The sequence below is a fragment of the Stutzerimonas sp. C6.4V genome (assembly GCF_058536345.1).
This window is the reverse complement of record NZ_JBZUBM010000001.1, coordinates 1,314,348-1,340,882: the sequence shown is the minus strand read 5'-3', so window position 1 is coordinate 1,340,882 and position 26,535 is coordinate 1,314,348. Positions and strand designations below refer to the sequence as shown.

At 62.1% G+C, this 26,535-nt stretch carries 25 protein-coding genes; 14 read left to right on the top strand and 11 right to left on the bottom strand.

What is annotated here, in order from left to right; genetic code table 11:
* The first annotated feature begins 20 nt into the window (after positions 1 to 20).
* Positions 21 to 3,749 carry a methionine synthase gene (metH, locus tag AC4LFW_RS06410; protein ID WP_491818356.1) on the top strand — a complete coding sequence of 1,243 codons (3,729 nt, stop codon included), beginning with the start codon at positions 21 to 23 and terminating at the stop codon, positions 3,747 to 3,749.
* Positions 3,750 to 3,809: 60 nt separating this feature from the next.
* The gene (locus AC4LFW_RS06405; protein WP_491818355.1) at positions 3,810 to 4,139 is read left to right on the top strand and encodes a DUF5629 family protein; all 330 of its coding nucleotides are present in this window, start codon (positions 3,810 to 3,812) and stop codon (positions 4,137 to 4,139) included.
* A 51-nt stretch (positions 4,140 to 4,190) separates the two neighbouring features.
* Here AC4LFW_RS06405 and AC4LFW_RS06400 read toward each other — a convergent pair whose 3' ends face one another.
* Complete coding sequence (locus tag AC4LFW_RS06400; RefSeq protein WP_491818354.1) at positions 4,191 to 4,667, bottom strand: GreA/GreB family elongation factor; 477 nt, start codon at positions 4,665 to 4,667, stop codon at positions 4,191 to 4,193.
* Between the two features lie 237 nt (positions 4,668 to 4,904).
* Here AC4LFW_RS06400 and AC4LFW_RS06395 point away from each other — a divergent pair, with 237 nt between their 5' ends.
* Complete coding sequence (locus AC4LFW_RS06395) at positions 4,905 to 5,336, top strand: DUF2141 domain-containing protein (protein WP_491818353.1); 432 nt, start codon at positions 4,905 to 4,907, stop codon at positions 5,334 to 5,336.
* Between the two features lie 37 nt (positions 5,337 to 5,373).
* On the opposite strand, the gene AC4LFW_RS06390 is transcribed toward AC4LFW_RS06395, so the two are convergent.
* The 4 genes from AC4LFW_RS06390 to AC4LFW_RS06375 are packed head-to-tail and all read right to left on the bottom strand — an operon-like array spanning position 5,374 to position 6,758.
* Positions 5,374 to 5,565 (bottom strand): YgaP family membrane protein, encoded by a 192-nt coding sequence (locus AC4LFW_RS06390; RefSeq protein ID WP_491818352.1) that lies wholly within the window; start codon positions 5,563 to 5,565, stop codon positions 5,374 to 5,376.
* Positions 5,566 to 5,579: 14 nt separating this feature from the next.
* Positions 5,580 to 5,999, bottom strand: a complete 420-nt coding sequence (locus tag AC4LFW_RS06385) for a DUF6691 family protein (protein ID WP_491818351.1) — start codon at positions 5,997 to 5,999, stop codon at positions 5,580 to 5,582.
* A gap of 1 nt (position 6,000) precedes the next feature.
* On the bottom strand, positions 6,001 to 6,435 hold the full coding sequence (locus AC4LFW_RS06380) for a YeeE/YedE family protein (protein WP_491818350.1): 435 nt from the start codon (positions 6,433 to 6,435) through the stop codon (positions 6,001 to 6,003).
* A complete protein-coding gene (locus AC4LFW_RS06375) occupies positions 6,432 to 6,758 on the bottom strand; it encodes an ArsR/SmtB family transcription factor (RefSeq protein ID WP_491818349.1) in 327 nt (108 codons plus the stop codon). The genes AC4LFW_RS06380 and AC4LFW_RS06375 overlap by 4 nt, the downstream gene beginning before the upstream one ends.
* Positions 6,759 to 7,065: 307 nt before the next feature.
* Here AC4LFW_RS06375 and AC4LFW_RS06370 point away from each other — a divergent pair, with 307 nt between their 5' ends.
* The gene (locus tag AC4LFW_RS06370; protein WP_491820149.1) at positions 7,066 to 7,338 is read left to right on the top strand and encodes an HU family DNA-binding protein; all 273 of its coding nucleotides are present in this window, start codon (positions 7,066 to 7,068) and stop codon (positions 7,336 to 7,338) included.
* 215 nt (positions 7,339 to 7,553) lie between these two features.
* On the opposite strand, the gene AC4LFW_RS06365 is transcribed toward AC4LFW_RS06370, so the two are convergent.
* Positions 7,554 to 8,318, bottom strand: coding sequence for an SDR family oxidoreductase (locus AC4LFW_RS06365; RefSeq protein WP_491818348.1), 765 nt, complete (start codon positions 8,316 to 8,318; stop codon positions 7,554 to 7,556).
* Between the two features lie 354 nt (positions 8,319 to 8,672).
* Between AC4LFW_RS06365 and AC4LFW_RS06360 the strand changes: the two genes are divergently transcribed.
* On the top strand, positions 8,673 to 9,644 hold the full coding sequence (locus tag AC4LFW_RS06360; RefSeq protein WP_491818347.1) for an aldo/keto reductase: 972 nt from the start codon (positions 8,673 to 8,675) through the stop codon (positions 9,642 to 9,644).
* Between the two features lie 184 nt (positions 9,645 to 9,828).
* Here AC4LFW_RS06360 and AC4LFW_RS06355 read toward each other — a convergent pair whose 3' ends face one another.
* Together AC4LFW_RS06355 and AC4LFW_RS06350 are read right to left on the bottom strand one after the other, a co-directional pair.
* Complete coding sequence (locus AC4LFW_RS06355) at positions 9,829 to 10,191, bottom strand: response regulator (RefSeq protein WP_491818346.1); 363 nt, start codon at positions 10,189 to 10,191, stop codon at positions 9,829 to 9,831.
* The gene (locus AC4LFW_RS06350; protein ID WP_491818345.1) at positions 10,188 to 11,978 is read right to left on the bottom strand and encodes a sensor histidine kinase; all 1,791 of its coding nucleotides are present in this window, start codon (positions 11,976 to 11,978) and stop codon (positions 10,188 to 10,190) included. The genes AC4LFW_RS06355 and AC4LFW_RS06350 overlap by 4 nt, the downstream gene beginning before the upstream one ends.
* Before the next feature lie 229 nt (positions 11,979 to 12,207).
* Between AC4LFW_RS06350 and AC4LFW_RS06345 the strand changes: the two genes are divergently transcribed.
* From AC4LFW_RS06345 to AC4LFW_RS06320, 6 genes are all read left to right on the top strand, one after another.
* Positions 12,208 to 13,719, top strand: coding sequence for a CoA-acylating methylmalonate-semialdehyde dehydrogenase (locus AC4LFW_RS06345; protein WP_491818344.1), 1,512 nt, complete (start codon positions 12,208 to 12,210; stop codon positions 13,717 to 13,719).
* A 68-nt stretch (positions 13,720 to 13,787) separates the two neighbouring features.
* On the top strand, positions 13,788 to 14,684 hold the full coding sequence (gene mmsB, locus AC4LFW_RS06340; protein WP_491818343.1) for a 3-hydroxyisobutyrate dehydrogenase: 897 nt from the start codon (positions 13,788 to 13,790) through the stop codon (positions 14,682 to 14,684).
* The gene (locus tag AC4LFW_RS06335) at positions 14,681 to 15,736 is read left to right on the top strand and encodes an enoyl-CoA hydratase/isomerase family protein (protein WP_491818342.1); all 1,056 of its coding nucleotides are present in this window, start codon (positions 14,681 to 14,683) and stop codon (positions 15,734 to 15,736) included. Before mmsB ends, AC4LFW_RS06335 begins: the two co-directional genes overlap by 4 nt.
* A gap of 15 nt (positions 15,737 to 15,751) precedes the next feature.
* Entirely contained in the window at positions 15,752 to 16,903 is a 1,152-nt protein-coding gene (locus AC4LFW_RS06330) for an acyl-CoA dehydrogenase family protein (RefSeq protein WP_491818341.1), read from the top strand.
* Positions 16,904 to 17,064: 161 nt separating this feature from the next.
* The gene (locus AC4LFW_RS06325; protein WP_491818340.1) at positions 17,065 to 18,717 is read left to right on the top strand and encodes a long-chain fatty acid--CoA ligase; all 1,653 of its coding nucleotides are present in this window, start codon (positions 17,065 to 17,067) and stop codon (positions 18,715 to 18,717) included.
* A 280-nt stretch (positions 18,718 to 18,997) separates the two neighbouring features.
* Complete coding sequence (locus tag AC4LFW_RS06320; protein WP_491818339.1) at positions 18,998 to 20,077, top strand: CaiB/BaiF CoA transferase family protein; 1,080 nt, start codon at positions 18,998 to 19,000, stop codon at positions 20,075 to 20,077.
* 97 nt (positions 20,078 to 20,174) lie between these two features.
* Here AC4LFW_RS06320 and AC4LFW_RS06315 read toward each other — a convergent pair whose 3' ends face one another.
* Genes AC4LFW_RS06315 through AC4LFW_RS06305 form a run of 3 tightly spaced genes read right to left on the bottom strand, consistent with a single transcriptional unit; the run spans position 20,175 to position 23,287 of the window.
* Complete coding sequence (locus AC4LFW_RS06315) at positions 20,175 to 21,308, bottom strand: acyl-CoA dehydrogenase (protein ID WP_491818338.1); 1,134 nt, start codon at positions 21,306 to 21,308, stop codon at positions 20,175 to 20,177.
* A gap of 9 nt (positions 21,309 to 21,317) precedes the next feature.
* Entirely contained in the window at positions 21,318 to 22,505 is a 1,188-nt protein-coding gene (locus AC4LFW_RS06310) for an acetyl-CoA C-acyltransferase (RefSeq protein WP_491818337.1), read from the bottom strand.
* A gap of 14 nt (positions 22,506 to 22,519) precedes the next feature.
* Complete coding sequence (locus tag AC4LFW_RS06305) at positions 22,520 to 23,287, bottom strand: SDR family NAD(P)-dependent oxidoreductase (protein WP_491818336.1); 768 nt, start codon at positions 23,285 to 23,287, stop codon at positions 22,520 to 22,522.
* 342 nt (positions 23,288 to 23,629) lie between these two features.
* Between AC4LFW_RS06305 and AC4LFW_RS06300 the strand changes: the two genes are divergently transcribed.
* The 3 genes from AC4LFW_RS06300 (at position 23,630) to AC4LFW_RS06290 (ending at position 26,345) form a co-directional block, all read left to right on the top strand.
* Positions 23,630 to 23,845 (top strand): DUF2970 domain-containing protein, encoded by a 216-nt coding sequence (locus AC4LFW_RS06300; RefSeq protein ID WP_491818335.1) that lies wholly within the window; start codon positions 23,630 to 23,632, stop codon positions 23,843 to 23,845.
* A gap of 357 nt (positions 23,846 to 24,202) precedes the next feature.
* A complete protein-coding gene (locus tag AC4LFW_RS06295; RefSeq protein WP_491818334.1) occupies positions 24,203 to 25,861 on the top strand; it encodes a nitrite/sulfite reductase in 1,659 nt (552 codons plus the stop codon).
* The gene (locus AC4LFW_RS06290; protein ID WP_491818333.1) at positions 25,845 to 26,345 is read left to right on the top strand and encodes a DUF934 domain-containing protein; all 501 of its coding nucleotides are present in this window, start codon (positions 25,845 to 25,847) and stop codon (positions 26,343 to 26,345) included. Before AC4LFW_RS06295 ends, AC4LFW_RS06290 begins: the two co-directional genes overlap by 17 nt.
* Positions 26,346 to 26,535 lie beyond the last annotated feature (190 nt).

Below are 26,535 nucleotides of genomic sequence, written 5' to 3'. Positions count from 1 at the left end.
AAGCGTGCAGCTTTGCTATCATGCCCGGTCCTTGTAACCAGCTTCAGGTAGTCCCCATGCTCGACCGCAACGCCCGTCTCCAGGCTCTCCAGCAGGCCCTCAAGGAGCGCATCCTGATTCTCGACGGCGGCATGGGCACCATGATCCAGAGCTACAAACTGGAAGAGGCCGACTACCGTGGCGAACGCTTCGCCGACTGGCCGCAGGATCTCAAGGGCAACAACGATCTGTTGATCCTTACGCGACCGGACGCCATCAGCGCTATCGAAAAGGCTTACTTCGACGCCGGCGCAGACATCGTCGAGACCAATACCTTCAACGCCACCCGCGTTTCCCAGGCCGATTACGGCATGGAAGAGTTGGTCTACGAGCTTAACGTCGAAGGCGCCCGCCTCGCCCGCCAGGCAGCTGATGCGAAGACGGCCGAGACGCCGAACCAGCCGCGCTTTGTCGCGGGCGTACTCGGTCCGACCAGCCGCACCTGCTCGCTGTCACCCGATGTGAATAATCCGGGCTACCGCAACGTCACCTTCGACGAACTGGTGGAGAACTACACAGAAGCCACCCGCGGCCTGATCGAAGGCGGTTCGGACCTTATCCTGATCGAGACCATCTTCGATACGCTCAATGCCAAAGCGGCGATCTTCGCCGTGCAGCAAGTGTTTGAAGAGATCGGTTTCGAGCTGCCGATCATGATTTCCGGCACCATTACCGACGCATCCGGCCGCACCCTGTCCGGCCAAACGACTGAGGCCTTCTGGAACTCTGTACGCCACGCCAAGCCCATCTCGGTAGGCCTCAACTGTGCGCTGGGTGCGAAAGAGCTGCGCCCCTACCTGGAAGAACTGTCGAACAAGGCTGAAACCCATGTCTCGGCGCACCCTAACGCCGGCCTGCCCAACGCTTTTGGTGAGTACGATGAAAGCCCGGCGGAAATGGCCCGGATGGTTGAGGAGTTCGCTGCCAGCGGCTTCCTCAATATCGTCGGCGGCTGCTGTGGCACGACACCCGCACATATCGAGGCGATTGCCAAAGCCGTAGCGAAGTACACCCCGCGCGTCATACCTGACATTCCCAAGGCCTGTCGCCTGTCGGGCCTCGAGCCATTCACCATCGATCGCAGCTCGCTGTTCGTCAACGTGGGCGAGCGCACCAACATCACCGGTTCCGCCCGTTTTGCCCGGCTGATCCGCGAGGAGAATTACACCGAAGCCCTGGAAGTCGCCCTGCAGCAGGTCGAGGCCGGCGCGCAGGTCATCGACATCAACATGGACGAGGGCATGCTGGATTCGAAGAAGGCCATGGTGACCTTCCTCAATCTGATCGCCGGTGAGCCTGACATCTCGCGCGTGCCGATCATGATCGACTCGTCCAAGTGGGAGGTGATCGAAGCGGGCCTCAAGTGCATTCAGGGCAAGGGCATCGTCAACTCGATTTCCATGAAGGAAGGCGTCGACGCCTTCAAGCATCATGCACGCCTGTGCAAGCGCTACGGCGCGGCCGTGGTGGTGATGGCCTTCGACGAAGCCGGCCAGGCCGACACCGCCGAACGCAAGCGCGAAATCTGCCAGCGCTCTTACGACATTCTGGTCGATGAAGTGGGCTTCCCTCCGGAAGACATCATCTTCGACCCGAACATATTCGCGGTCGCCACCGGCATCGAAGAACACAACAACTACGCCGTGGACTTCATCGAAGCCTGCGCCTATATCCGCGACCACCTGCCCTACGCGCTCACTTCCGGCGGCGTGTCGAACGTGTCCTTCTCGTTCCGTGGCAACAACCCGGTGCGCGAGGCGATCCACTCGGTCTTCCTCTACTACGCGATCCAGAACGGCTTGACGATGGGCATCGTCAACGCCGGCCAGCTGGAAATCTACGACGAGATTCCAAAGAAGCTGCGCGATGCGGTCGAAGACGTCGTGCTCAACCGCACCCCTAACGGCACCGAGGCGCTGCTGGCCATCGCCGACGAATTCAAGGGCGACGGTAGCGTCAAGGAAGCGGAAACCGAGGAATGGCGCGGCTATACCGTCGAGAAGCGGCTGGAGCACGCGCTGGTCAAGGGCATTACCACCCACATCGTTCAGGACACCGAGGAGTTCCGCCAGCAGTGCGCGCGCCCCATAGAAGTCATCGAAGGACCACTGATGGCCGGCATGAACGTGGTGGGCGATTTGTTCGGCTCGGGCAAGATGTTCCTGCCTCAGGTGGTCAAATCCGCCCGCGTGATGAAGCAGGCTGTTGCGCACCTGATTCCTTTTATCGAAGCCGAAAAAGGCGACAAGCCCGAAGCCAAGGGCAAGATCCTCATGGCCACGGTCAAGGGCGATGTGCATGACATTGGCAAGAACATCGTCGGCGTGGTGCTCGGTTGCAACGGTTACGACGTGGTCGACATGGGCGTCATGGTGCCGGCGGAAAAGATCCTGCAGACCGCCATCGCCGAGAAGTGCGACATCATCGGCCTGTCCGGCCTGATCACGCCGTCGCTGGACGAGATGGTGCACGTTGCGCGCGAAATGCAGCGTCAGGATTTTCATCTGCCGCTGATGATCGGCGGCGCGACCACCTCCAAGGCCCACACGGCGGTAAAGATCGACCCGCATTACAAGAACGATGCGGTGGTGTACGTGACCGACGCTTCCCGTGCTGTCGGGGTCGCTACCACATTGTTGTCGAAGGAGCTGAAACCGGTCTTTGTACAGAAGACGCGCGAAGAATACGCAATGATTCGCGAGCGCACCGCCAACCGCAGCGCACGTACCGAGCGCCTGACCTACGAAGAAGCCATCGCAGTAAGGCCCAAGTTCGACTGGGCGGAATACTCACCCGTGAAGCCGACCTTCACCGGCCGCAAGGTGCTGGAAGACATCGACTTGCGCACCCTGGTCGATTACATCGACTGGACGCCCTTTTTTATCTCCTGGGATCTGGCGGGTAAATACCCACGCATTCTCGACGACGAGATTGTCGGGGAAGCCGCCACTTCGTTGTTCAACGACGCCCAGGCGATGCTCAACAAGCTGGTCGATGAAAAGCTCATCAAAGCCCGTGCGGTGTTTGGCTTCTGGCCAGCCAATCAGGTCGACGAAGACGACATCCAGGTCTATGACGACAACGGCGAAACCCTGGCCACCCTGCACCATCTGCGCCAGCAGACGGTTAAGACCGACGGCAAGCCAAACTTCTCGCTGGCCGATTTCGTCGCCCCGAAAAGCAGCGGCGTGACCGATTACGTGGGGGGTTTCATCACGACTGCGGGCATTGGCGCCGAGGAAGTGGCCAAGGCCTATCAGGACGCCGGAGACGACTACAACTCGATCATGGTCAAGGCTCTCGCCGACCGTCTGGCCGAGGCATGCGCCGAATGGCTGCACCAGCAGGTTCGCAAAAGCTGGTGGGGCTATGACCCCGAGGAGCAGCTGAGCAACGACGAGCTGATCAGGGAACAGTACAAGGGTATCCGCCCCGCACCGGGTTACCCCGCCTGCCCGGATCACACCGAAAAAGGCACCCTGTTCCAGCTGCTCGACGCCGATGGCGTCAGCCAGGTGACGCTGACCGAGCACTACGCGATGTTCCCCACGGCAGCAGTCAGCGGCTGGTATTTTGCCCATCCCAAGGCTCAGTACTTTGCAGTCGGCAAGATCGACAAGGACCAGGCCGAGCGCTATAGCAAGCGCAAAGGACAGGAGCTTGCCGTGACCGAACGCTGGCTGATGCCGAATCTGGGTTACGACAACTGACAGACAAGGCGGGTGAGCGGCCCGCCTTGTTCATTCCTGACCTCGCAGGCGAAAAACCTTATGTCTATCGAAACGCCTTACCTGCTCGATCAGCTGGAAACTGCAGACATGCTGGAGATCGATGGCCTGCATGCCTGGCAATTCATACTGGCCGAAGCGGTACTCGACCAGGCCGATGCAGCCGCCGCAGCCGACCAGCCATTCGCGAGCGAGGACGTCGTCCTGACTGTCGAGTGCGTCGACGGGCGCGAGCGCCGCAGTTGGCGTTTTAGCTACAACCAGATCATGGAAGCCCAGTACCTCATCGATACAGACAGCTGGCTGCTGGACGACGGCAAGCACCGTCTGAGATGCCTGGGCGCGCTAGGTATAAGCGACGATGCGGAGTAAGGGCGAAAAACACAGTAGCAGAACAATCTGCGTTTCTTTCACCAGCAGGGTCTAGTAGACCGCCAGTATCTCGTAGTGCTGGCGGCGCCCGTCGACCAGCACTTGCACTTCATCGCCTTCGCTGCGCCCCAGCAGTGCATGGCCAAGGGGCGAACGCGGGGAGATGACCAATACATCGATACCCCCGACCTTGATCCGTAGCCCGGCTGCATCCGGTCCCAGAAACAGCCAGCGGCTGCTGCCATCCTGATCCAGCGATACCAGCGCCCCTACCCTGATCGGTTCGTCGGTAGCTGGTCGTACCGTCAGGTTGCGATAGCTGTTCAACGCCGTCTCGATCTCAGTCAGGCGACGGCGTTGGCCATCGGCGAGATAGGCTGCTTCCAGCCCTCGGGTGTCGTACTTGTTTTCCGCCTTGCTTTCGGCGTGAGTTGCCGCCTCGCGGGAAGCTTCAAGCGCATCCTTGGCGATCATCAGGTCAGCCTGCAGCCGGTCAATGATCAGCGCCTGGATTTGGGTTTTGTTCATGCGTTCTCGTGGGTTGTGAATGCACAGGTGCGCAGCATGGCATCGGTATCAGCCGGGTGCCATGCCTGCTGGTATCTCCTGTTGCAAGCAGAGGTTAGTGCCTTGTGGGATCGACGGTAGCGCCGCGTGCAATATTTCTCCATTCTCCCCGCACTGGCATCGCCAGCCCTGCTAGAGCTCGGCCTGGCGTTTTTAATCACGTACGGACGTCAACCGACGTTCCACCGGAGTCCATGAATGAATATGCGCGCAGCGGTAGCCCTTATGGCCATGGTGATGTTCAGCGCAACGGCCCTGGCCGATGGGCAGACACTGAGGATAGAACTCAAGGGTATCGAACATGAGCAGGGCAAGATCCGCGTCGCGCTGTTTGCCAATGCGAAAAGCTTCCGCAAGGCAGATCAGGCATTTGCATCCCATCAGGTGCCTGCGAAAAAAGGCACCATGACGCTAACGTTCGAAGAGGTTCCAGCCGGCCAGTACGCAGTCATGGTCTACCACGACGAAAACGCCAACGGCAAACTGGACCTGCGCTTCGGCATGTTTCCTACGGAGGGGTACGGACTATCCAATAACCCAAAGGTGATGGGCCCACCTTCGTTCGAGGACAGCGAATTCTCGGTTGCAACCGACACGCCCAGCCAGATCGAGATCGACATCCGCTACTGATAGCAAACCGGCAGCCATTGCTGGCTGCCGGTTGCACTTAGCTGCGCAGGCGGCAGGAGTTGATACCCAACAGGCGATAGGCCGGACAGAAGCGAAATACACCGGTGACAATCGGCAATATGCCGATCCATCCCCACACACCGATGAGGCCGGCAAGCGTCAAGCCGATCAGAACCACCCCCAGGGTGATGCGCATCAAACGATCAACAGTACCGACATTAGCTTTCATGATTGACCTCCAGGTCATGCTGCGCGCCGGGAATCCAGCGCAGTGAACAGCCATATTCCGCAAAGCATGGCAACGACGAACAATCCGGTCTGCCAGTAGCCTGCCAACAAACCTGTCAGCGCCGGCCCGGGACAGAGACCGGCAATCCCCCAGCCGATGCCAAACAACAGGCTGCCGCTGATCAAACGTCGGTCCACCCTGCGCGCATCGGGTAACCGCATTGGCGTATCGAGGAGCGTCCGGGAGTGCCGCTTTGCCCAGCTGAACGGGACAATAGCGGCACTGATCGCACCGAACATTACAAAGGCCAGCGACGGGTCCCAGTCACCGGCGACATCAAGAAAGCCAATCACCTTCTGCGGATTGGACATGCCCGAAAGCAGCAGCCCCATACCAAACAGCAGCCCGGCAAGCAAAGCGGTAATTCTCGGCATATCAGATACCCAGAAGATGACGCACGACAAACACGGTGGCAAAGCCGGACGCCATGAACATCAGCGTGGCAATGATCGAGCGTGACGAAAGCCGGGCTATGCCACAGACGCCGTGACCACTGGTACAACCAGAGCCGTAGCGCGTCCCCAGCCCTACCAACACACCCGCGATCACCAGCGCCGGCCACTCGGTGTCGATACGCACTGCAGGCAGCTCACCGAACAGTAGCCATACGACCGGCGACAGCACGAGCCCGAGAAGGAACAGGAACTTCTCACTACGGCCTTCGGCGTTTCGCTCTACAAGACTGGCCAGCAACCCACTGATACCTGCGATGCGCCCATTGAGCACAACGAAGACGCCAGCTGAAAGACCGATCAGCACACCACCGGCCAACGAAGCCCATGGGCTGAATTGCAGCCAGTCGATGGTCATTTCCCGCTGTCCTCGCAGAACAGTTGATAGAGCGTATTGATGATGGCCAACGCTTCGGAGCTGCTGATTCGGTAATAGATCTGCTTGCCCTCACGGCGGGTCGAGACCAGCCCCTCACGACGCAACACAGACAGCTGCTGCGACAAGGTCGGCTGCTGTATCCCGAGTAGCCTCTCGAGCTCGCTGACATTGCGCTCTCCCTGTGTGAGCTGGCAGAGCAGCAACAGGCGATCCGGATTGGCCAGGGCCTTGAGCAGCTGACTTGCTTCATCGGCGCTTCGCTTGAGCTGTGGAATATCAAGCACCGGCGGTGTCGCGTTCATGAAATCACCTCAATTACATTGAAAACAATATATTTATTTGTATACCGATATGCAAGCGTAGCCGTTCCGCCCTGCTGCAGACAGACGCATAAGGCCGCACATGACGTCAGACAGCATTGCCGATGGTCGGGGTGCCACTGAACTGTTGCGCTTGAGGGGCTGTCCAGAGCTGAAGCGTCCAGTGCAGCCGCATCACCTGCCATATCGGTCTGGAACCATTATTTTTCCAAAAAGAGGAAATTTGCCGCAGGCGATCGTGCGAGACGCTGCTTATACTGACCCCCCATTCCAATCTGGAGCCACACCCGTGAATAAAGCCGAGTTGATTGAAGCGATCGCCACCTCCGCTGATGTACCAAAGAGCACCGCAACGCGCGTTCTTGATGCCTTCACCGAAAGCGTCACCAACAGTCTGCAGAACGGCGACAGCGTCACGCTGGTTGGCTTTGGCACCTTTGCAGTAAAGGAACGCGCTGCACGTGACGGCCGCAACCCACAGACCGGCGCGACGATCAAGATATCCGCAGCAAAGCTGCCAGGCTTCAAGCCGGGCAAGTCGCTGAAGGACGCAGTGAACTGAGTCACTGCTTTCTGGATACCGGGCCGCTGACGTCCTTGCGGACGCAGCGCCTGCTTGATGCCCGCACCGCCCCGCTATTTCCCGCCGCAGCCCGACACCCGCAGTTTCCGTACGTCTCGCCGAATCGCGCACTCGCCAGCCACAGCGTGTTGCCCTGCAGCTCCGCCAGCTGCAATCGACACCAACCGTACCCTGACGATGGCTGGCTCTCGTCCTTACTTGTCCCGGTCCACCGCGAACCCTGCCCAGGCCTGGCGTGAGGGCATGATTTCCAGCCGGTTGATGTTGATGTGCGCCGGTAGCGTGGCAACGTAGAAAATCTGCTCGGCAATGTCTTCAGCCGTCAGCGGTGTGGTGGTGCTGTAGAGCGCATCGGAAGCCGCCTGATCTCCCTTGGTGCGAACGAGGGTGAACTCCGTCTCCGCCATGCCTGGGGCGATGTCGGTCACGCGCACCCCCGTCGCGACGAGATCGCAGCGCAGGTTATAGCTGAATTGCTGGACGAAGGCCTTGCTTGCGCCATAGACGTGACTGCCGGGATAGGGCCACTGACCTGCCACCGAGCCGATATTGACGATGCTGGCACCCTTGCCGGTTTCAATCAGTGTTGGCAGCAATGCATGGGTTACGTTGACCAGGCCGGTGATATTGGTGTCGATCATGGTGTGCCAGTCGTTCAGATCGGTCTTCTGCGCGGGCTCCGGCGCCAGTGCCAGGCCCGCGTTGTTGACCAGGCAGGTGATCGCGCGGAAGGCTTCGGGCAGCTTGGCAACCACATCCTTGACGGCCTCGCTCCTGCGCACGTCGAGCGTTGCAACATGGACCGCCACCTTGTTGCCCAGCTCCTGCTTCAGCTCTTCCAGCCGCTCGGAGCGTCGACCAGTCAGTACCAGGGACCAGCCCGCTTCGGCAAATCGACGTGCAGTGGCACGTCCGAATCCGGACGTGGCACCAGTGATGAATACGATCTTGGTGTTCATGTTGTTCCTCTTTCAGTTGGCAGCGCCGGGAAAGCGCCGCATTAGCCTCAGCTGTCTATGGTCCATCGCCAGGCAGATAAATTCGAGCGGATTCCAGTCTGTACGGCAATTCGAACCAGCCACTGTTTAGCCTGACCTGCTGTGCGCCCTATCGTTTCTGCTAAAGCTGAATGCTTCCATTGGGCAGGCAGGTCAGTGCCCAAAGCGACTCAAGCACCCACCCGGACCCGCATAATGCGCACCGGATTGCCAACCCAGCACATCCAGACGCCCCCTCTGGAACATCCCGTTCCGGATGCCCTCCCATGCAAAGCCATGCCGATATCCGGCACCAACTGCATCCGAGGAGGCTACATGCGAATCACCCTTCCACGTCTCGGCTTTGGCGGCGCGCCGCTGGGCAACATGTTCACTCCGCTCGACGAAGCTACCGCCGACGCTACCCTCAAGGCAGCGTGGGAGGCTGGCATCCGCTACTACGACACCTCACCACACTATGGCGCCGGCCTCGCCGAGCAGCGCTTCGGACGCTTGCTGAGCAAGAAGCCGCGCGACGAGTTTGTGCTGAGCACCAAGGTGGGCCGCCTGTTGCGGCCAACGAACGCGCCGGAAAATGCCAAGCCTTTCGTCGATGAGCTGCCCAACAAACGCGTCGTTGACTACTCGGCCGATGGTGCGCGTCGCTCAATTGAAGACAGTCTGGAACGGATGGGTGTCGACCGAATCGACGTCGCCTTCATCCATGACGTATCCGAGGACCAATGGGGGCCGCAGTGGACCGAGTTTTTCCAGCAGGCCATGCAGGGCGCGGCGAAAGCGCTGACGCAGATGCGCGATGAAGGAGTCATCCGCGGCTGGGGCCTTGGCGTCAATCTCGTCGAGCCGTGCCGGATGGCCCTCGAGCAATCCGATCCTGACGTATTCCTGCTCGCGGGTCGCTACTCCCTACTCGATCATCGCGAAGCACTGGATACGCTGTTCCCGCAATGCGTGGAACGTGGCGTCGGCATCGTCGTCGGGGGGCCGTTCAATTCAGGCGTGCTGGCCGGTGGAGAGCATTACGACTACGCCCAGGCACCTGATGAGATTCGCCAGAAGACCCGGCAGATAGAAGCGGTCTGCGAGCAGTTCGGTGTGGATCTGCGTGCTGCTGCGCTGCAGTTCTGCCTGGCCCACCCAGCTGTGCTGTCAGCGATTCCCGGCACCAGCAACCCGAAACGCCCGGCGCAGTATGTGCAGCAGTTCGAGACAGTGATTCCTGCCGACTTCTGGCGTGCGCTGAAAGCCAAGCAGTTGCTCCCCGAAGACGTGCCGGTCCCGACCTGATGCGTTGATGTTCGAGCCGGGCAAGACGCTGTTCGTGTCGGCAAGAACCTCCAGGGCAACGACATGCACGAAAGGACAGAACGGTCCCGACAGTTCGGCTTACGTCACCCGGAAAGAGAGAAGAGCTGCCAGCTAACCGCGCAAACCTGCCTGCGGAGATCGGATACCGTTCGCTTGCCAGCAGTTAATCCGCGGCCAAAGCCTGGCGCACGACGCGCTCAAGATCGCTGAAAAAGAATGGCTTCTGGAGCGTCGGAACCTGGGCGTAGCAGGGATCCATACCGAGCGAGCCATAGCCGGTGGCGAAGACCAGCGGGATGTTGCGGGCAAGCAGACGTTCAGCGATGGGGAAGCTGCTCACACCGTCCAGGTTGACGTCCAAGATTGCAAGGTCGAAGTCACCGTGCTCCGCAGCCTCAAGCCCTTCGGCGAATCGTGGTACCAGCTCGATGGCCCCACACCCGATGTCCTGCAGCATGTCCTCGAGCAGCATGCCCACCAGCGCCTCATCCTCGATCACCAGGACCCGCGCGCATTGAATGTTCATTGCAGCGGCACCTCGATGTCGCATATTACGCCACCTGTCGCGAAGGCCAGGCGGACCTCCGCGCCCAGCTCGCCGCCCAGCCCACGTTCCAAGAGACGCGAGCCGAAGCCTTTTCGCACTGGTGGCGAAACGGCAGGTCCGCCCACCTCCTCCCAACGCAACTGCAAGACAGCAACCTGCTCGCGCAGCCCATGCTTCCAACCGATATGGACCTGTCCCGTGTCGCTGGTAAGCGCGCCGTACTTGGCGGCATTAGTGCATAGCTCATGCAGCGCCATTGCCAACGCCAGTGCCTGTTTTGGTTTCAGGCGCTGAGCGGGCCCTTCGGTAACGAAGCGCTGACGGCCGCTGACCTGAAACGGAGCAGCTGCCTGCTCGATGACTTCGCGCAAATCGGCTGCCTGCCAGTTCTCTCTGGAAAGGACGTCATGCGCCTTGGACAGGGCGATCAATCGACCTTCGAACCATTGATAGCTCTGGTTTTCTACGTCACGGCGAAAGCTCTGTGCGGCGATGGACTGTACCGTCGCCAGCGTGTTCTTGACTCTGTGGTTCAACTCGTTGAGCAGCAGCAGGCGATGGTCTTCGGCGACCTTACGCTCCGTGATATCCACCAGCATGTTGACCGCGCCGATCAGCTCACCGGCACCATTGCGAAGTGGCGCCGGATACGCCAGGAACGGCACGAGGGTGCCATCAGGGCGCTCGCCCAAGGCCTCCGCGCCCTCGATTGCACAATTCTCTTTCAACGCCCTCGCCATGGGACAGTCCTCATGGAGCATGGGTGCGCCGTCTGGCCAGTACAGGCGCCACGACACACACCATTCATCGTCACCGATCACCGGCACACGCCCAGCCAGTTCGACACATGCCTTGTTGAAGTAGCTGAGCTTGCCATTCGCATCGGTGGTGTAGACAGCGGTCGGCAGCGCATCGAGGAGGTCTCGCATGCGTTGCTCAGCGTCCCGGTTGGCTGTCTCCAGCTGCTTGCGTTCGGTGATATCGCGCGTGATTGCCAGCTGCACGAAACCGCCCCTGGCCCCGTTGCTGTTGTCTGGCAGGGGCATAGGCACCGCATGGGTTTCCATGTGTCGCCGGCTTCCGGCGAGGTTGATGATGTCGAATTCCCAGCTGAGCTTTTCACCATCGCAGACCCGACCGTGCTGCTCTTGCCAGAATTGTCGATGCTCAGGCGCTACCAGATCGAATACGCAGCCGCCTTCTACTTCGTCCGGGCTGCTGGCTGCCAACATCCGCAGGCCAGCGGGATTCATCTGCACGAGGGTGCCGTCGCGTTCTACCACCTTTACGCACTCCGGCGTGTTCTCAAGGATTGCGCTAAGCCAATCGAGATCACCTCTTCGATCGGTGTTGGGCAGCCGCGCCGGCGAGCTGGCCCGGAAGCACACAACCGCGCCCGTGATCTGCCCCGCGTCGTTGCGCACTGCTTCGATATTGGCCAGAACTGCGGCTGGAACACCATCGGGGCGCTCGATCATAAGCGCCACGTCGTGAGCCGGGCGTCCGGTGCGGATCGTATGGCCAAGACAGGTATCGGCCAGACATTCGAATTCGCCAGCGTTATCCACGAAGCGAAGGCGACCCTGAGCAGCGAGGCCGCCGCCGCATAGCTGATCAGCCATACGGTTGTAGCGCTGCACGGTGCCGTCGGCGTCGAGCATGCAGACGCCCATGGGCACTACATCGAGGACTGGATCATCGAACCGCAACGAACCCGACAGAAGATTGGTGGCAGTGTCCACGCCGGGGTTGTTTGCAATATGCATCTCTTCCTTTTTACGACCTGTCAATAGAGGGTTTCCAGCAAGCGAAGTGTACCTAACCAGGCGAGCCGCTGAGTCTCAGCGGGCCACGATATGTGCGCTTCTGCATCGGTGTGTATTTTTGCAGACCATCTATGCAGAGAGCCGCATTGAAGCAGACAAAATTGCACTCTAGGATCAGGACAGCTCAATCGACTTGCCTATCGAATAACTGCAACCGCTAGGACACGCCATGAACCAGTCAAGTGCCATACCCACAGTCAAGCTCCTGATCGGCGGCGAGCTGGTCGAATCGTCTACCAGCGAATGGCGCGACGTCGTCAACCCGGCCACACAGGAGGTTCTGGCCCGCGTGCCATTCGCCACCGAGGCAGAAATGAACGCGGCGGTCGCCAGTGCCAGGGACGCCTTCAAGACCTGGCGCAAGACCCCTATCGGTGCACGCTCGCGCATCTTCCTCAGGTATCAGCAACTGATCCGCGAAAACATGCAAGAGTTGGCAGCCATCCTCACCGCCGAACAGGGCAAGACCCTGGCCGACGCCGAGGGCGATGTGTTCCGCGGCCTGGAGGTGGTCGAGCACGCGGCCGGCATCGGCAACCTGCAACTGGGCGAGCTGGCTAACAACGTGGCGACGGGCGTCGACACCTACACCCTGCTGCAGCCGCTGGGCGTCTGCGCTGGTATTACCCCGTTCAACTTCCCGGCGATGATTCCGCTGTGGATGTTCCCGATGGCCATCGCCACCGGCAATACCTTCGTCCTCAAGCCGTCCGAACAGGACCCGATGGTGACCATGCGTCTCGCCGAGCTGGCGCTGGAAGCGGGCGTGCCGCCGGGCGTGCTCAACGTGGTGCATGGCGGCGCCGACGCGGTGAACCTGATCTGCGACCACCCGGACATCAAGGCCGTCTCGTTCGTCGGCTCGACCAAGGTCGGCACCCACGTCTATAACCGGGCCAGCCAGGCCGGCAAGCGCGTGCAATGCATGATGGGCGCGAAGAACCACGCCATCGTGCTGGCCGACGCGCACAAGGAACAGACCCTCAACGCCATCGCCGGGGCCGCCTTCGGTGCAGCCGGCCAGCGCTGCATGGCGCTGTCGGTGGTGGTGCTGGTGGGTGAAGCACAGGCCTGGATCCCGGATCTGGTGGCCAAGGCCAAGACGCTCAAGGTCAGTGCCGGCGTCGAGGCGGGCACCGATGTCGGCCCGCTGGTCTCCTGCGCCGCGCTGGATCGCGTCAGCGGCCTGATCGAACGCGGCATTCAGGAAGGCGCCCGGCTCGAGCTGGACGGCCGCAACCCGAGCATCGCGGGGTACGAGCGCGGCAACTTCGTCGGCCCAACCCTGTTCTCTGGCGTGACCACGGGCATGAGCATCTACCGCGAGGAAATCTTCGGCCCGGTGCTTTGCGTCATGGCGGCCGACACCCTGGACGAGGCCATCACGCTGATCAACGCCAACCCCAACGGCAACGGCACCGCCATCTTCACCCGTTCCGGCGCGGCGGCGCGGCATTTTCAGGAAGAGATCGACGTTGGACAGGTCGGCATCAACGTACCGATTCCGGTGCCGGTGCCCATGTTCTCGTTCACCGGTTCGCGGGCATCCAAGCTTGGTGACCTCGGCCCGTACGGCAAGCAGGTGGTGCAGTTCTACACTCAGACCAAGACGGTCACCCAGCGCTGGTTCGACGAGAACGAAGTCGGCGGTACGGTGAACACCACCATCAACCTCAAGTGACCAGGTGTGGCGTCTTGCCCAGGTAAGGCGCCACGCGAGCCGGCAATCAGAACAAGAAGGAAACGGCCATGCATATCGGTTTTCTCGGGCTCGGCAACATGGGCGGACCCATGGCGCGCAACCTGCTCAAGGCGGGCCATCAACTCACGGTCTTCGACCTTTCCGCGGCGGCCGTGTCCGGCCTCGTCGAGGCCGGCGCGAAGGAGGCGACATCGCCTGCGGCGGTCGCCCAGGCGGATGTCGACGTCATCATCACCATGCTGCCCACCGCTCCTCACGTGAAGCAGGTGTATCTGGGTGAAGACGGCTTGCTGGCCCATGTCTCGGCGGGTGTGCTGCTGATCGACTCTTCGACCATCGACCCGCTGTCCGCTCGCGAAGTCGCTTCCGCCGCCGCTCACAACGGCAACCCGATGCTCGATGCACCGGTGTCCGGCGGCACGGGCGGCGCTGCCGCAGGGACCTTGACTTTCATGGTCGGCGGCAGCGAAGCGGATTTCCAGACGGCGCAGCCGATCCTGGCGACGATGGGCAAGAACATCGTCCATTGCGGTGGCAGCGGCAACGGTCAGGTCGCAAAGGTCGCCAACAACCTCCTGCTCGGCATCTCCATGATCGGTGCCGCCGAGGCCATGTCGCTCGGTGTTGCCTTGGGCATGGAACCGGAGGTCCTCGCCGGGGTGATCAATTCATCCAGTGGACGCTGCTGGAGCAGCGAAATCTACAATCCCTTCCCCGGCGTGGTGGAGACCAGCCCAGCGTCTCGCGGCTATAGCGGCGGCTTCGGCACCGACCTGATGCTCAAGGACCTTGGCCTGGCGAGCGAAGCGGCTAAGCAGGTCCGCCAGCCGGTTATCCTCGGCGCACTCGCGCAGCAGCTCTACCAGGCCTTCAGCCTGCAAGGCCACGGCGGACTGGATTTCTCCTCGATCATCAAACTCTACCGCCAAGAGGACCAGGCATGACCCAGGCAGAAGCGCCGGTACTGATCCAAGTACGCAACCGCGTCGGCTATCTCACCCTCAACCGCCCCGCCGGGCTCAACGCCATCACCCTGCCGATGGTGCGGACGCTGCACCGCCAGTTGCAGGAATGGGCGGACGATCAGGGCATCGTCGCCGTGGTGCTGCGCGGTGCCGGCGAAAAGGCTTTCTGCGCTGGGGGTGACATCCGCTCGCTGTACGACAGCTACAAGCGCGGTGACAGCCTGCACCGGGAATTCTTCGAGGAGGAATACGCGCTCGACCAATACATCCACGCCTACACCAAGCCGCTCTTGGCGTTGATGAACGGCTTCGTACTCGGTGGCGGCATGGGCCTGGTCCAGGGTGCTTCTCTGCGGGTGATTTCCGAGCGCACCCGCATGGGCATGCCGGAAGTCGGCATCGGCTATTTTCCGGACGTCGGCGGCAGTTACTTTCTGTCACGGCTGCCGAGCAACCTGGGCGTCTACATGGGCCTGACCGGCAACCATGTCGGCGCGGCCGACGCGCTCTATGCCGAGCTTGTCGACTACTGCGTGCCTTATGACAGCTTCGCCGACCTCGAACGCTGCCTGGACCAGCAGGACTGGTCCGTGCCGCCGCGGCACGCGCTGACCAACCTGCTGGTGTCGATGGGCCGCACCGAGCTCCCGGATGCGCCGTTCAAAATGCTTAGCCGAGCCATCGACGAACATTTCTCGCATGACAGCGTCGCCGCGATTCGCCAGTCGCTCGCCGGGGAGACCCGTGCCGAATACCGCGAATGGGCCGCCGAAACGCTGGAGACGCTGGATAGCCGCTCACCGCTGTCGATGAGCGTAACCCTGGAAATGCTCCGTCGTGGACGCGAGCGCTCGCTGGCCGACTGTTTCGACATGGAGCTGCACCTCGACCGCCAGTGGTTCGACAAGGGCGACATCATCGAAGGCGTCCGTGCGCTGATCGTCGACAAGGACAAGAATCCGCGCTGGAACCCGCCTACGCTGGAAGAAGTGACGCCCGAGCGCGTCGCTGCTTTCTTCGCTGGCGTCTGACAGAGGGGCAACCTCATGCACGACATCGAACTGACCGAAGAACAACGGATGATTCGCGACATGGCGCGCGACTTCGCCCGCGCCGAGATCGCGCCCAAGGCACACGACTGGGAACAGGCCGGCTGGATCGACGACGAGACGGTGAGCCAACTGGGCGAGCTCGGCCTGCTCGGTATGATCGTTCCCGAGCAATGGGGCGGCACCTACATCGACTACGTCGCCTACGCCCTGGCCGTCGAGGAAATCTCGGCGGGTGACGGAGCGATCGGCGCGCTGATGAGCATCCACAGCTCGGTCGGCTGCGGCCCGATTCTCAAATACGGCACGCCGGAGCAGCAGGATGCGTGGCTGCCGGATCTGGCCACCGGTCGCGCCATCGGCTGTTTTGCCCTCACCGAGCCCCAGGCCGGCTCCGAGGCGCACAACCTGCGCACCCGCGCCGTGCTGGACAATGGCGAGTGGGTAATCAACGGCGCCAAACAATTCGTCAGCAACGGCAAGCGCGCCAAGATCGCCATCGTCTTCGCCGTGACCGATCCAGAGCTGGGCAAAAAAGGGCTCTCCGCGTTTCTCGTGCCCACCGACAACCCCGGTTTCGTCGTCGATCGCATGGAGAAGAAGATGGGCATCCGAGCCTCGGATACCTGCGGCGTCACCCTGCGTGACTGCCGCATTCCCGAGGCCAACCTGCTCGGCCCGCGCGGCAAGGGGCTGGCGATCGCCCTGTCCAATCTGGAAGGTGGTCGCATCGGCATCGGCGCTCAGGCCCTCGGCATCGCCCGCGCGGCATTCGAAGCGGCGTTGGGCTATGCGCGCGAACGCATCCAGTTCGACAAGCCGATCATCGAGCACCAGAGCGTGGCGAACATGCTCGCGGACATGCACACCCGCATCAACGCTGCGCGGCTGCTGATCCTGCACGCCGCGCGCCTGCGCAGCGCCAACCTGCCGTGCCTGTCCGAAGCCTCCCAGGCCAAGCTGTTCGCGTCTGAGGTGGCCGAATACGTGTGCTCCAAAGCCATGCAGATCCACGGCGGCTACGGCTATCTGGAGGACTATCCGGTCGAGCGCTACTACCGCGACGCGCGCATCACGCAGATCTATGAAGGCTCCAGCGAGATTCAGCGGCTGTTGATCGCACGGGAGTTGAATAACTACGGGGTGTAATCAACCGCGGCAACGGCGAGGAACGACACCAGCTGTTCCCGAGATCGACAGGAGGCGCGCAACGGGATCGGGAAGCTCAATAAACCACCTCGACGCAGTATTCCGAACGACCGATGGCGGCGGCGCGAGCCCCATCCGACAACAATAAGAAGGATACGACGATGCTCAAAGGTACGATGCAGCAGACCCCGCTGATGATCAGCGGCATCCTGACCCACGCCGCCCTCGCCCACGGCGAGCGCGAAATCGTCTCGCGGCTGGTGGATGAACCTCTCTGGCGCTACGACTACGCAGGTTTGGCGAAACGCGCCGGGCAGGCGGCCAGCATGTTGCGCAGCCTGGGCGTGAAGCCTGGCGACCTGGTCTCGTCGATGGCCTGGAACACCCATCGTCACTTCGAGCTGTTCTTCGCCGTGCCCGGGATTGGCGCGGTGCTGCACACGGCCAATCCACGCCTGTCGGACGAGCAGATCATCTACACCCTGAACCACGCCGGAAGCGGCGTACTGCTCTTCGACCGCAGCTTCCTCGCCCTGGTCGAGCGCGTTCGGCCGCATCTGGAGCACATCCATACTTTCGTCATGCTCGCCGACGCCGAACGCACCGAACCCGGAGAGATCGGTGCGCAAAGCTACGAAACGCTGATCGCCAACGAGCCACCCATCACCGACTGGCCGCAGTTCGATGAGAACGCCGGTGCCATGCTCTGCTACACCTCCGGCACCACCGGCAACCCGAAAGGCGTCGTCTATAGCCACCGCTCCGTGGTGCTGCATGCGATGGCCGCCGGGCTCACAGGCGCCTTCGGCTTCTCCGCGTTCGACTGCATCATGCCCTGCTCATCGCTCTATCACGCCACCGCCTGGGGCGTGCCCTTCACCGCTGCCATCAACGGCTGCAAGTTCGTGTTGCCCTGCGACAAGATGGACGGCGCCAGCCTGCAGGAGCTGATCCAGAGCGAGGGCGTGACCTTTTCCGGTGGCGTACCGACCATCTGGACCATGTACCTCAACCACCTGGAGCGCACCGGAGAGACCACCGGAGCGCTCAAGTGCCTGGTGATCGCAGGGTCCGCCGTGCCCCGCGCGCTCGCCGAAAAGTTCGAGACCCGCTACGGCGTCAGCGTCCGCCAGCTCTGGGGCATGACCGAAACCAGCCCGCTCGGCGTGGTGGCCACCCCAACGCCCAAGCTCGCGGCCCAGGGCGAGGCCGCGACGAAGGAGGCCATCTGGACGCGCCAGGGTCGCTTGCAATTTGGCATCGAGCTGAAGATCGTCGACGAGGCCGGTAACCCGTTGCCGCATGACGGCACTACATCCGGAGCGCTGCTGGTACGCGGGCCCTGGACGGTCGAGCGCTATTTCCGCAGCGAGACCAGCGCGGTCGATGCCGATGGCTGGTTCGACACTGGCGACATCGCCACCCTGGACCCCAACGGCTACATGCGCATCACCGACCGCAGCAAGGACGTGATCAAGTCCGGCGGCGAGTGGATCAGCTCCATCGACATCGAGAACATCGCCGTGGCCTGCCCGGGCGTGCGCATCGCCGCAGTCGTCGGGGTGACGCACGAGAAGTGGGAGGAGCGCCCTGTACTCATCATCGAACCCCACGACGATGCGCAGATCTGCATCGAGACGGTGCTCGCCTTCCTCGAACCGCAGATCGTCAAGTGGTGGATGCCCGATGCGGTGATCATCGACACCGTCCCCCTGACCGCTACCGGCAAGATCGACAAGAAGACGCTGCGCGAGCGCTACCGCGATCACCTGATCGAACTTGAGGAAAGCGCAGCGGATGCGGCGAGCCTATAGCGACCCAGCATCTGGGGGCGACGGGCTTCGCCGTTTCGCGGATACCCCGCCTCCTCCAGCGAGATAACTGGCGACCCCTAAAGTGGGCCTCAGCCCACCGCTCTTGCCTACCCAAGGGATCTAACGAACCACGCCGTTTTACTGGCTCACCGTGTCATATCCATGCGCAGCCGTGAACCCGGCCATTAATGCCACTGATCACAACCGCCCGCGCCGGACACCCACAGAAATTTGCATGTACGGGGCGCGATGGACCTCATCACCAAAAGGAACGCGCCTTATGCCGACCGCCACTGCCACCCCTCGCCAAGGCCCTCTGGTCGGCCTGCGCGTATTGGAGTTCGCCAGCATCGGGCCCGGTCCACACTGCGCGATGTTGCTGGCAGACCTCGGCGCCGAGGTGATCCGCATCGAGCGCGAGGGCGGCAATGGTTGGCCCAATCCGGTCGCTGATCGCGGTCGCAAGCGCCTGACGCTGGACATCCGCACCGAAGCCGGGCGTGAGCGCTGCCTGACCCTGGCCGAGGGCGCCGACGTGCTGATCGAGGGCTTTCGGCCTGTCGTGATGGAACGCCTGGGCCTCGGACCTGAGCAGGTTCACGGGCGCAACCCGCGTTTGGTGTATGGCCGCATGACCGGTTGGGGCCAGACCGGTCCGCTAGCCAAGAGTGCCGGGCACGACATCAACTATCTGGCGCTCACCGGTGCCCTGGCCGCCATCGGGGGGCGCGAAGGTCCGCCGTTGCCACCGCTCAATCTGGTCGGCGATTTCGGAGGCGGCTCGCTCTATCTGGCCTTCGGCATCATGGCGGCGCTGTGGGAGCGCGAACGGTCGGGCCTGGGCCAGGTCATCGATGCCGCCATTGTCGATGGCGTTTCCTCGATGATGAGCTTCTTCGCCGGTCTGTTGCCCAGCGGAGCGATCTCGCTTCAGCGCGACCGTAACCTGCTCGCCGGCGCCGCGCCGCACTACCGCTGCTACGCCTGTGCCGACGGCCGCGACATCGCCATCGGGCCGCTCGAGCCACAGTTCCTCAGCGAACTGGCGCAACGCATCCAGGCGCCGGATAACCTGCTTCAGGACGTTCGGAATCCGGACCGCTGGGCGGCACAGGGCGAACACCTCGCCGCGCTGTTCGCCAGCCGGACCCAGGCCGACTGGTGCGAACTGCTCGAAGGCACCGACGCCTGCTTCGCGCCCGTGCTCACGCTAGAAGAAGCCGCACAGCATCCGCATATGCAAGCGCGTGGCGTCTATCGCGACATCGACGGCGCCCTGCACGCCGCCCCGGCGCCGCGCTTCTCACGCACGCCGGGCGCGATCAAAAACTCAGACCAGGCTGCGACAGGCTGGGATTGATGGTGCGCGGTGACTAAAGCCCAGCCTACATTGCAATGCTGGTCGTCCGTCGGGCGTAGTCTTTACGGAGGGCGGGCCGGAACATCAACTAGACGATTCACTCGCCCAGGTTGCGCGCAATCACCAACCGCTGAATGTCGCTGGTGCCTTCGTAGATCTGGCAGACGCGCACGTCGCGGTAGATGCGCTCGACGGGAAAGTCCTTCAGATAGCCATAGCCGCCGAGCGTCTGGATCGCCGCCGAACAGACCTTTTCCGCCATTTCCGAGGCGAACAGTTTCGCCATGGAGGCCTCGACCAGCGCCGGTTGCCCCGCCTCGCGCAACGCGGCAGCGTGCAGCACCATCTGCCGCGCGACGGCGATCTGCGTAGCCATGTCGGCCAGGCGGAAGGCAACGGCCTGGTGCTCGCTGATGGCCTTGCCGAACGCCTCGCGCTGGCGCGCATAGTCACGGGCGGCCTCGAAGGCCGCGCGAGCCATGCCGACGGCCTGGGCGGCGATACCGGTACGGCCGCCTTCGAGGTTAGCCAGCGCGATCCGGTAGCCCTCACCCTCCTCGCCCAGGCGTTGGGATTCGTGCACACGCATGTCCTCGAAAGCCAGCTGGCAGGTATCGGACGCGTGCTGCCCGAGCTTTTCCTCGACGCGTACCACCTGATAGCCCGGGGTGTCGGTCGGCACGATGAAAGCGCTGATACCTCGCTTGCCAGCGTCCGGATCGGTCACGGCGAAGAGGATCACGGTACCGGCGTGCTGGCCCGAGGTGATGAACTGCTTGGCGCCGTTGATCACGTAACTGTCGCCGTCACGCCGGGCGCGCGTGCGCAAACTGCTGGCGTCGGAGCCGGCGTGGGGTTCGGTCAGCGCGAAAGCACCGATCTGAGCGCCGCTGGCCAGCGGCTGCAGGTAGCGCTTTTTTTGCTCGTCGTTGCCAAAGCGCAGGATCGGCACGCAACCGACCGAGTTATGCACGCTCATGATGGTCGAGCAGGCACCGTCACCGGCGGCGATCTCTTCCAGCGCCAGGGCGTAGGCGACATAGCCGGTGTCGCTGCCGCCCCACTCGTCCGGGCAAAGCATGCCGAAGAAGCCGAGTTCGGCCATCTCGGCAATCGCCTCGGCCGGGTAGCGGTGGTCACGGTCCCAATCGGCGGCGAACGGCTTGAGCCGCGCCTGAGCGAACTGCCGTGCCATGTCGCGGATGCTGGTCTGGTCTTCGTTGAGCAACATGGGCAATCCTCAGTCGAGCAGTTCGACGGCCATGGCGGTCGCTTCGCCGCCGCCGATGCAAATGGCGGCAATGCCCCTGCGAAGGCCACGGGCGCGCAGTGCGGCGATCAGGGTCACGAGAATTCGTGCACCAGACGCACCGATCGGGTGGCCCAGCGCACAAGCGCCGCCGTTGACGTTGACCTTGGCGTGATCGAGGCCCAACTCACGCATCGTCACCATGGCCACCACCGCGAAGGCCTCGTTGATTTCGAACAGGTCCACGTCGCCGAGCTGCCAGCCAGTGCGCTCGAGCAGCCTGTGGATGGCACCGATGGGCGCCGTCGGGAACAGGTTGGGCGCGTCGGCGAACACCGCATGGCCGTGAATGACGGCCTGCGGCTTGAGGCCGAGCTGTTCGGCGTGGGAGCGACGCGTCAACAGCAGTGCCGCAGCGCCATCCGAGATCGAACTGGAATTGGCCGCCGTCACGGTGCCACCCTCGCGGAACGCCGGTTTGAGAGACGGGATCTTCTCCGGCATCGCCTTGGGCGGCTGCTCGTCGTCGCGCACGGTGCGTTGCTCGCGGCCCTGGGTGAATTCCAACGGGACGATCTCATCGGCGAACCGACCTTCAGCGATGGCGTCACGCGCGCGCTGCAACGACGCCAGGGCGTAAGCATCCTGCTGTTCGCGGGTGAAGCTGTGGTGCTGCGCGCAGTCCTCGGCGAAGGTGCCCATCAGGCGGCCCTTGTCGTAGGCGTCTTCCAGGCCGTCGAGGAACATATGGTCGAGCACTTTTCCATGCCCCATGCGATAGCCGCCGCGCGCCTTTTCCAGCAGATAAGGCGCATTGGACATGCTCTCCATGCCGCCGGCGACCACCAGATCGACACTGCCGGCGCGCAACGCATCATGCGCTAGAATCGCCGCCTGCATCCCCGAGCCGCACATCTTGTTCAGCGTGGTGGACGCGGTTGCCTTGCCCAGCCCGGCGCCAAGCGCGGCCTGACGGGCCGGCGCCTGGCCGAGGCCGGCCGGGAGCACGCAGCCCATCAGCACTTCCTGCACCTGTTCGGCGGCAACGCCGCTGCGCTCTACCGCCGCGCGAATTGCCGCGGCACCCAGCTCCGGCGCGCTGAGGCTTTTCAGGTCGCCCTGAAAGCCGCCCATGGGTGTCCGGGCGCTGCCCAGGATCACGATTGGATCGTTGTTCATCGTCGCTTCTCCGATTATTTCGCGGCCATGCGCAGCGCGCCGTCGAGGCGAATCACTTCGCCGTTGAGCATGTCGTTCTCAATGATGTGGCGAACCAGGGCCGCGTACTCGGATGCTCGCCCCAGGCGCGGTGGGAAGGGGACGCCGGCGGCGAGCGAGTCGCGCACCTCCTGCGGCATGCCGGCCATCATCGGGGTCTCGAAGACGCCGGGCGCGATCGTCATCACGCGAATGCCGTGCCGGGCCAGTTCGCGCGCGGCCGGCAGCGTCAGCGCTACCACACCGCCCTTGGAGGCAGCATAGGCGGCCTGGCCGATCTGCCCATCGAAGGCCGCGATGGAGGCGGTGTTGATGATCACGCCACGATTGCCGTTCGCATCCGGCTCGCCCTTGGCAATGGCCTCGACGGCCAGGCGCAGCATGTTGAAACTGCCGATCAGGTTGAGGTTGATGACCTTGCTGAAGCTCGCCAGCCCGTGCGGGCCCTGGCGGCCAAGGATTTTCTCGCCGCTGGCAACGCCGGCACAGTTGACCAGGCCGTGCAGCCCGCCGAATTGCTCGACCGCCGCGTTCACGGCAGCCTGAGCGGCGCCCTCATCACACACGTTGGTCACCACGCCGATGGCGTTCGAGCCCAACGCTTCGCTGCATTCGTTCAGCAGTGCTTCATTGATGTCTGCCAGCACCACCCTGGCCCCAGTCGAGACCAGCGCATGGGCAGCCGCGGCACCCAGGCCGGACGCACCGCCCGTGATCAGGAAAGTCTTGTCTTGAATATCCACTGCACGACCTCGAGAAGATAATAGGCATCGCGGCAGACGAGCTGCCGGGTCCTGCTTGCTTCATCTTCTTCAGACCGATCGGCATGGACAATGGTCTTGGCATTCAATCGGCCTGACTGTTTTGGCCAATGACTTCGAACAGGCGGACAGGGAAAGCGGCACCGGTGAGAGGCAGTTGGACATGCAGATATTTGGCGGCCAAGACACGAACCTACCTACCGGCCCCGAGACAAAGCGAGAACAAGTCCACCAGATGCAAGCGCCGGGCGGGCTGGATCGCAGCGAGAGTGCATGACCCGAATCGGGACTAGACTTCCAGCAGGACCAGCTAGCGAGGTGGGTATGAGCGATGAAGAGCGGAAATCCCTGACCCTTCGGGAAATGCTGCAAAGCACCATCGCCGGAGCGTTGGGCGTACAGAGTGGCAAGAACCGCGAGCGCGACTTCAACCGCGGCAAGCCCAGCCATTTCATCATGCTGGGTCTCGGCTTCACGGTGGTGTTCGTGCTGGCCATTCTCGGGGTGGTCAAGCTGGTGCTTTATCTAGCGGGCCTGTAACGCTACCCGTCAGTTCACTGTTGGCTGACCCAAAAAACGGCGGTAGCGACCACCAACAAAATCAATACGAAGATGGCGGCGGCATCGGCTCGACTGTCATTACCGCGAGGATCGGAATGTGCGGACATGGTCGCTCTCCTGGTTGCTGCGGCTCGTGTTGCTAGCAGTTAAGACCAGACGCGGCGGTCCCTCAAGGTAGCAGCGGCCGAATGCTTGGATTTTGACGCTTCGTTCTAAACATATTCCCAAACATCACTTTTGCGTATAACCGCCAGCTGGTATCTTGCCGCCCTCCCTGAATGGGTGCGCGGCCGTGCGCGCAACAAGCTGTAGCCAGCCCTGAGAACAGGACACTTCATGTACGTTTACGACCAGTACGACCAACACATCATCGAGGATCGCGTACGTCAGTTTCGCGACCAGACCCGCCGTTTCCTGGCGGGTGAGCTCGGTGGCGAGGAATTCCGCCCACTGCGCTTGCAGAATGGCCTGTACATCCAGCGATACGCGCCCATGCTGCGCATTGCCGTGCCCTATGGGCTGCTGTCCTCCACTCAGGTGCGCAAGCTGGCGGAAATCGCCCGCAACTACGATAAGGGCTATGCCCACATCAGCACCCGAACCAACGTCCAGTTCAACTGGCCTGAATTGGAAGACGTGCCGGATATCCTCGCCGAACTGGCAACCGTACAGATGCACGCCATCCAGACCAGCGGCAACTGCATCCGCAACACTACGACCGATCAGTTCGCAGGGGTAGCAAAGGACGAGCTGATCGACCCGCGTCCCTGGTGTGAAATCATCCGCCAATGGTCAACCTTTCATCCTGAATTTGCCTATTTGCCACGCAAGTTCAAGATCGCAGTGAACGGCGCCGTCAGCGACCGCGCCGCCATCGAAGTGCATGATATTGGCCTCGAAGCAGTCAAGAACGATGCTGGCGAACTGGGTTTCCGCGTTTCGGTCGGTGGCGGCCTGGGCCGCACCCCGATCGTGGGCAGTTTCATCAACGAGTTCCTGCCCTGGCAGCATCTGCTGACCTATCTCGACGCCATCCTGCGCGTGTACAACCGCTATGGCCGTCGCGACAACAAGTTCAAGGCGCGGATCAAGATCCTGGTCAAGGCGCTGACTCCCGAGGTGTTCGCCGAGCGCGTGGAGGCCGAATGGTCATATCTTAAAGACGGCCCCAACACGCTGACCGAAGCTGAGGTCGAGCGGCTGAGCAGGTTTTTCGTCGATCCCGCTTACAAGGCGCTGGACGATCAGAGTGCTGCTCTCGCCCAGCTCGATACCGAGCATCCGGGCTTTGCGCGCTGGCGTGAACGCAACGTAGTAGCGCATAAAAAGCCGGGCTATGCCGCGGTAACCCTTTCGCTCAAGAGCACAGGCGTCGCTCCCGGGGATGTCACGGACAAGCAGCTCGATACCATCGCCGATCTTGCCGATCGTTACAGCTTTGGTGAGGTCCGCAATTCCCATGAACAGAACATGATCCTAGCGGATGTGGAACAAGCCCGCCTGTTCGAGCTGTGGACCGAGCTTCGCGAACTGGGTGTAGCGACACCCAACATTGGCCTCCTGACCGACATCATCTGCTGCCCCGGCGGTGATTTCTGCTCGCTGGCCAACGCCAAGTCGATCCCCATTGCTGAGGCCATTCAACGGCGCTTCGATGATCTGGATTACTTGTTCGACATCGGAAACATCGACCTGAACATCTCAGGCTGCATGAACGCCTGTGGGCATCACCACGTGGGCCATATCGGCATTCTAGGCGTGGACAAGAAGGGCGCTGAGTTCTATCAGGTCTCGCTGGGCGGCAGCTCCGGGCGCAACGCGACCCTGGGGCAGATACTCGGTCCATCGTTTGCACAGGACGTCATGCCCGATGTGATCGAGAAAGTTATAAACGTCTACGTGGAACAACGTACCGAAGATGAACAGTTCCTGGACACCTTCCGCCGAATTGGCATCGACCCCTTCAAGGAGCGCGTCTATGCAGCGAATCATTAAAGATGGTCAGGTCATCGACGAGACCTGGCATCTCCTACCGAAGGATGTGACGCTCGAAGGGCTGTCCAACTGTGACGATCTCATCGTGCCGTTGCAGCTGTGGCTCGACCATGCCCACGCGCTGAAAGTGCGTGACGGTGGATTGGGTGTCTGGCTGGAAGCGAGTGAAGCCATCGAAGACATTGCCGACGATCTGGAGCATTTCCAGGTGGTCGCACTCAACTTCCCCGCCTTCACCGATGGCCGTCATTATTCCAGCGCCCGCTTGTTGCGCGAGCGCTACGGCTACAAGGGTGAGATTCGCGCCATTGGTGACGTACTGCGGGACCAGCTGTTCTATATGAGCCGCTGCGGCTTCGACGCTTTTGCTGTTCGCCCGGATCGAGACCCGTACGACGCGCTGGAAGGCCTGAAGGACTTCTCGGTCACCTACCAATCCGCTGCTGACGAGCCCTTGCCGCTGTTCCGTCGCCGGCAAGGCTGATTTAGCCGCAGCTGCGCTCCAAAAAAAACCCGCCTGTCTCGGCGGGTTTTACTATTGATACATCCAGAAGTTTGGATGCTCGACCGGAGCCGGTGCTGTCCCCTGTTTCCGGCCAAAGGTTTCCTTGATCTTTTCTGCGAGTGCCTTCATGTCCGATTCCTGTTGCGTCGGTGGGAGTGGCGACAGCATC

Excerpts from the sequence above, each read along its gene's own strand:
- AC4LFW_RS06375 (WP_491818349.1), bottom strand. The coding sequence starts at position 6,758 with ATGAACGCGACACCGCCGGTGCTTGATATTCCACAGCTCAAGCGAAGC.
- AC4LFW_RS06400 (WP_491818354.1), bottom strand. The coding sequence starts at position 4,667 with ATGAACAAAACCCAAATCCAGGCGCTGATCATTGACCGGCTGCAGGCT.
- metH (WP_491818356.1), top strand. The coding sequence starts at position 21 with ATGCCCGGTCCTTGTAACCAGCTTCAGGTAGTCCCCATGCTCGACCGC.
- AC4LFW_RS06310 (WP_491818337.1), bottom strand. The coding sequence starts at position 22,505 with ATGAACAACGATCCAATCGTGATCCTGGGCAGCGCCCGGACACCCATG.
- AC4LFW_RS06345 (WP_491818344.1), top strand. The coding sequence starts at position 12,208 with ATGAACCAGTCAAGTGCCATACCCACAGTCAAGCTCCTGATCGGCGGC.
- AC4LFW_RS06385 (WP_491818351.1), bottom strand. The coding sequence starts at position 5,999 with ATGCCGAGAATTACCGCTTTGCTTGCCGGGCTGCTGTTTGGTATGGGG.
- AC4LFW_RS06290 (WP_491818333.1), top strand. The coding sequence starts at position 25,845 with ATGCAGCGAATCATTAAAGATGGTCAGGTCATCGACGAGACCTGGCAT.
- AC4LFW_RS06350 (WP_491818345.1), bottom strand. The coding sequence starts at position 11,978 with ATGCATATTGCAAACAACCCCGGCGTGGACACTGCCACCAATCTTCTG.
- AC4LFW_RS06360 (WP_491818347.1), top strand. The coding sequence starts at position 8,673 with ATGCGAATCACCCTTCCACGTCTCGGCTTTGGCGGCGCGCCGCTGGGC.
- AC4LFW_RS06325 (WP_491818340.1), top strand. The coding sequence starts at position 17,065 with ATGCTCAAAGGTACGATGCAGCAGACCCCGCTGATGATCAGCGGCATC.
- AC4LFW_RS06295 (WP_491818334.1), top strand. The coding sequence starts at position 24,203 with ATGTACGTTTACGACCAGTACGACCAACACATCATCGAGGATCGCGTA.
- AC4LFW_RS06335 (WP_491818342.1), top strand. The coding sequence starts at position 14,681 with ATGACCCAGGCAGAAGCGCCGGTACTGATCCAAGTACGCAACCGCGTC.
- mmsB (WP_491818343.1), top strand. The coding sequence starts at position 13,788 with ATGCATATCGGTTTTCTCGGGCTCGGCAACATGGGCGGACCCATGGCG.
- AC4LFW_RS06390 (WP_491818352.1), bottom strand. The coding sequence starts at position 5,565 with ATGAAAGCTAATGTCGGTACTGTTGATCGTTTGATGCGCATCACCCTG.
- AC4LFW_RS06330 (WP_491818341.1), top strand. The coding sequence starts at position 15,752 with ATGCACGACATCGAACTGACCGAAGAACAACGGATGATTCGCGACATG.
- AC4LFW_RS06320 (WP_491818339.1), top strand. The coding sequence starts at position 18,998 with ATGCCGACCGCCACTGCCACCCCTCGCCAAGGCCCTCTGGTCGGCCTG.
- AC4LFW_RS06395 (WP_491818353.1), top strand. The coding sequence starts at position 4,905 with ATGAATATGCGCGCAGCGGTAGCCCTTATGGCCATGGTGATGTTCAGC.
- AC4LFW_RS06300 (WP_491818335.1), top strand. The coding sequence starts at position 23,630 with ATGAGCGATGAAGAGCGGAAATCCCTGACCCTTCGGGAAATGCTGCAA.
- AC4LFW_RS06365 (WP_491818348.1), bottom strand. The coding sequence starts at position 8,318 with ATGAACACCAAGATCGTATTCATCACTGGTGCCACGTCCGGATTCGGA.
- AC4LFW_RS06380 (WP_491818350.1), bottom strand. The coding sequence starts at position 6,435 with ATGACCATCGACTGGCTGCAATTCAGCCCATGGGCTTCGTTGGCCGGT.
- AC4LFW_RS06355 (WP_491818346.1), bottom strand. The coding sequence starts at position 10,191 with ATGAACATTCAATGCGCGCGGGTCCTGGTGATCGAGGATGAGGCGCTG.
- AC4LFW_RS06405 (WP_491818355.1), top strand. The coding sequence starts at position 3,810 with ATGTCTATCGAAACGCCTTACCTGCTCGATCAGCTGGAAACTGCAGAC.
- AC4LFW_RS06315 (WP_491818338.1), bottom strand. The coding sequence starts at position 21,308 with ATGTTGCTCAACGAAGACCAGACCAGCATCCGCGACATGGCACGGCAG.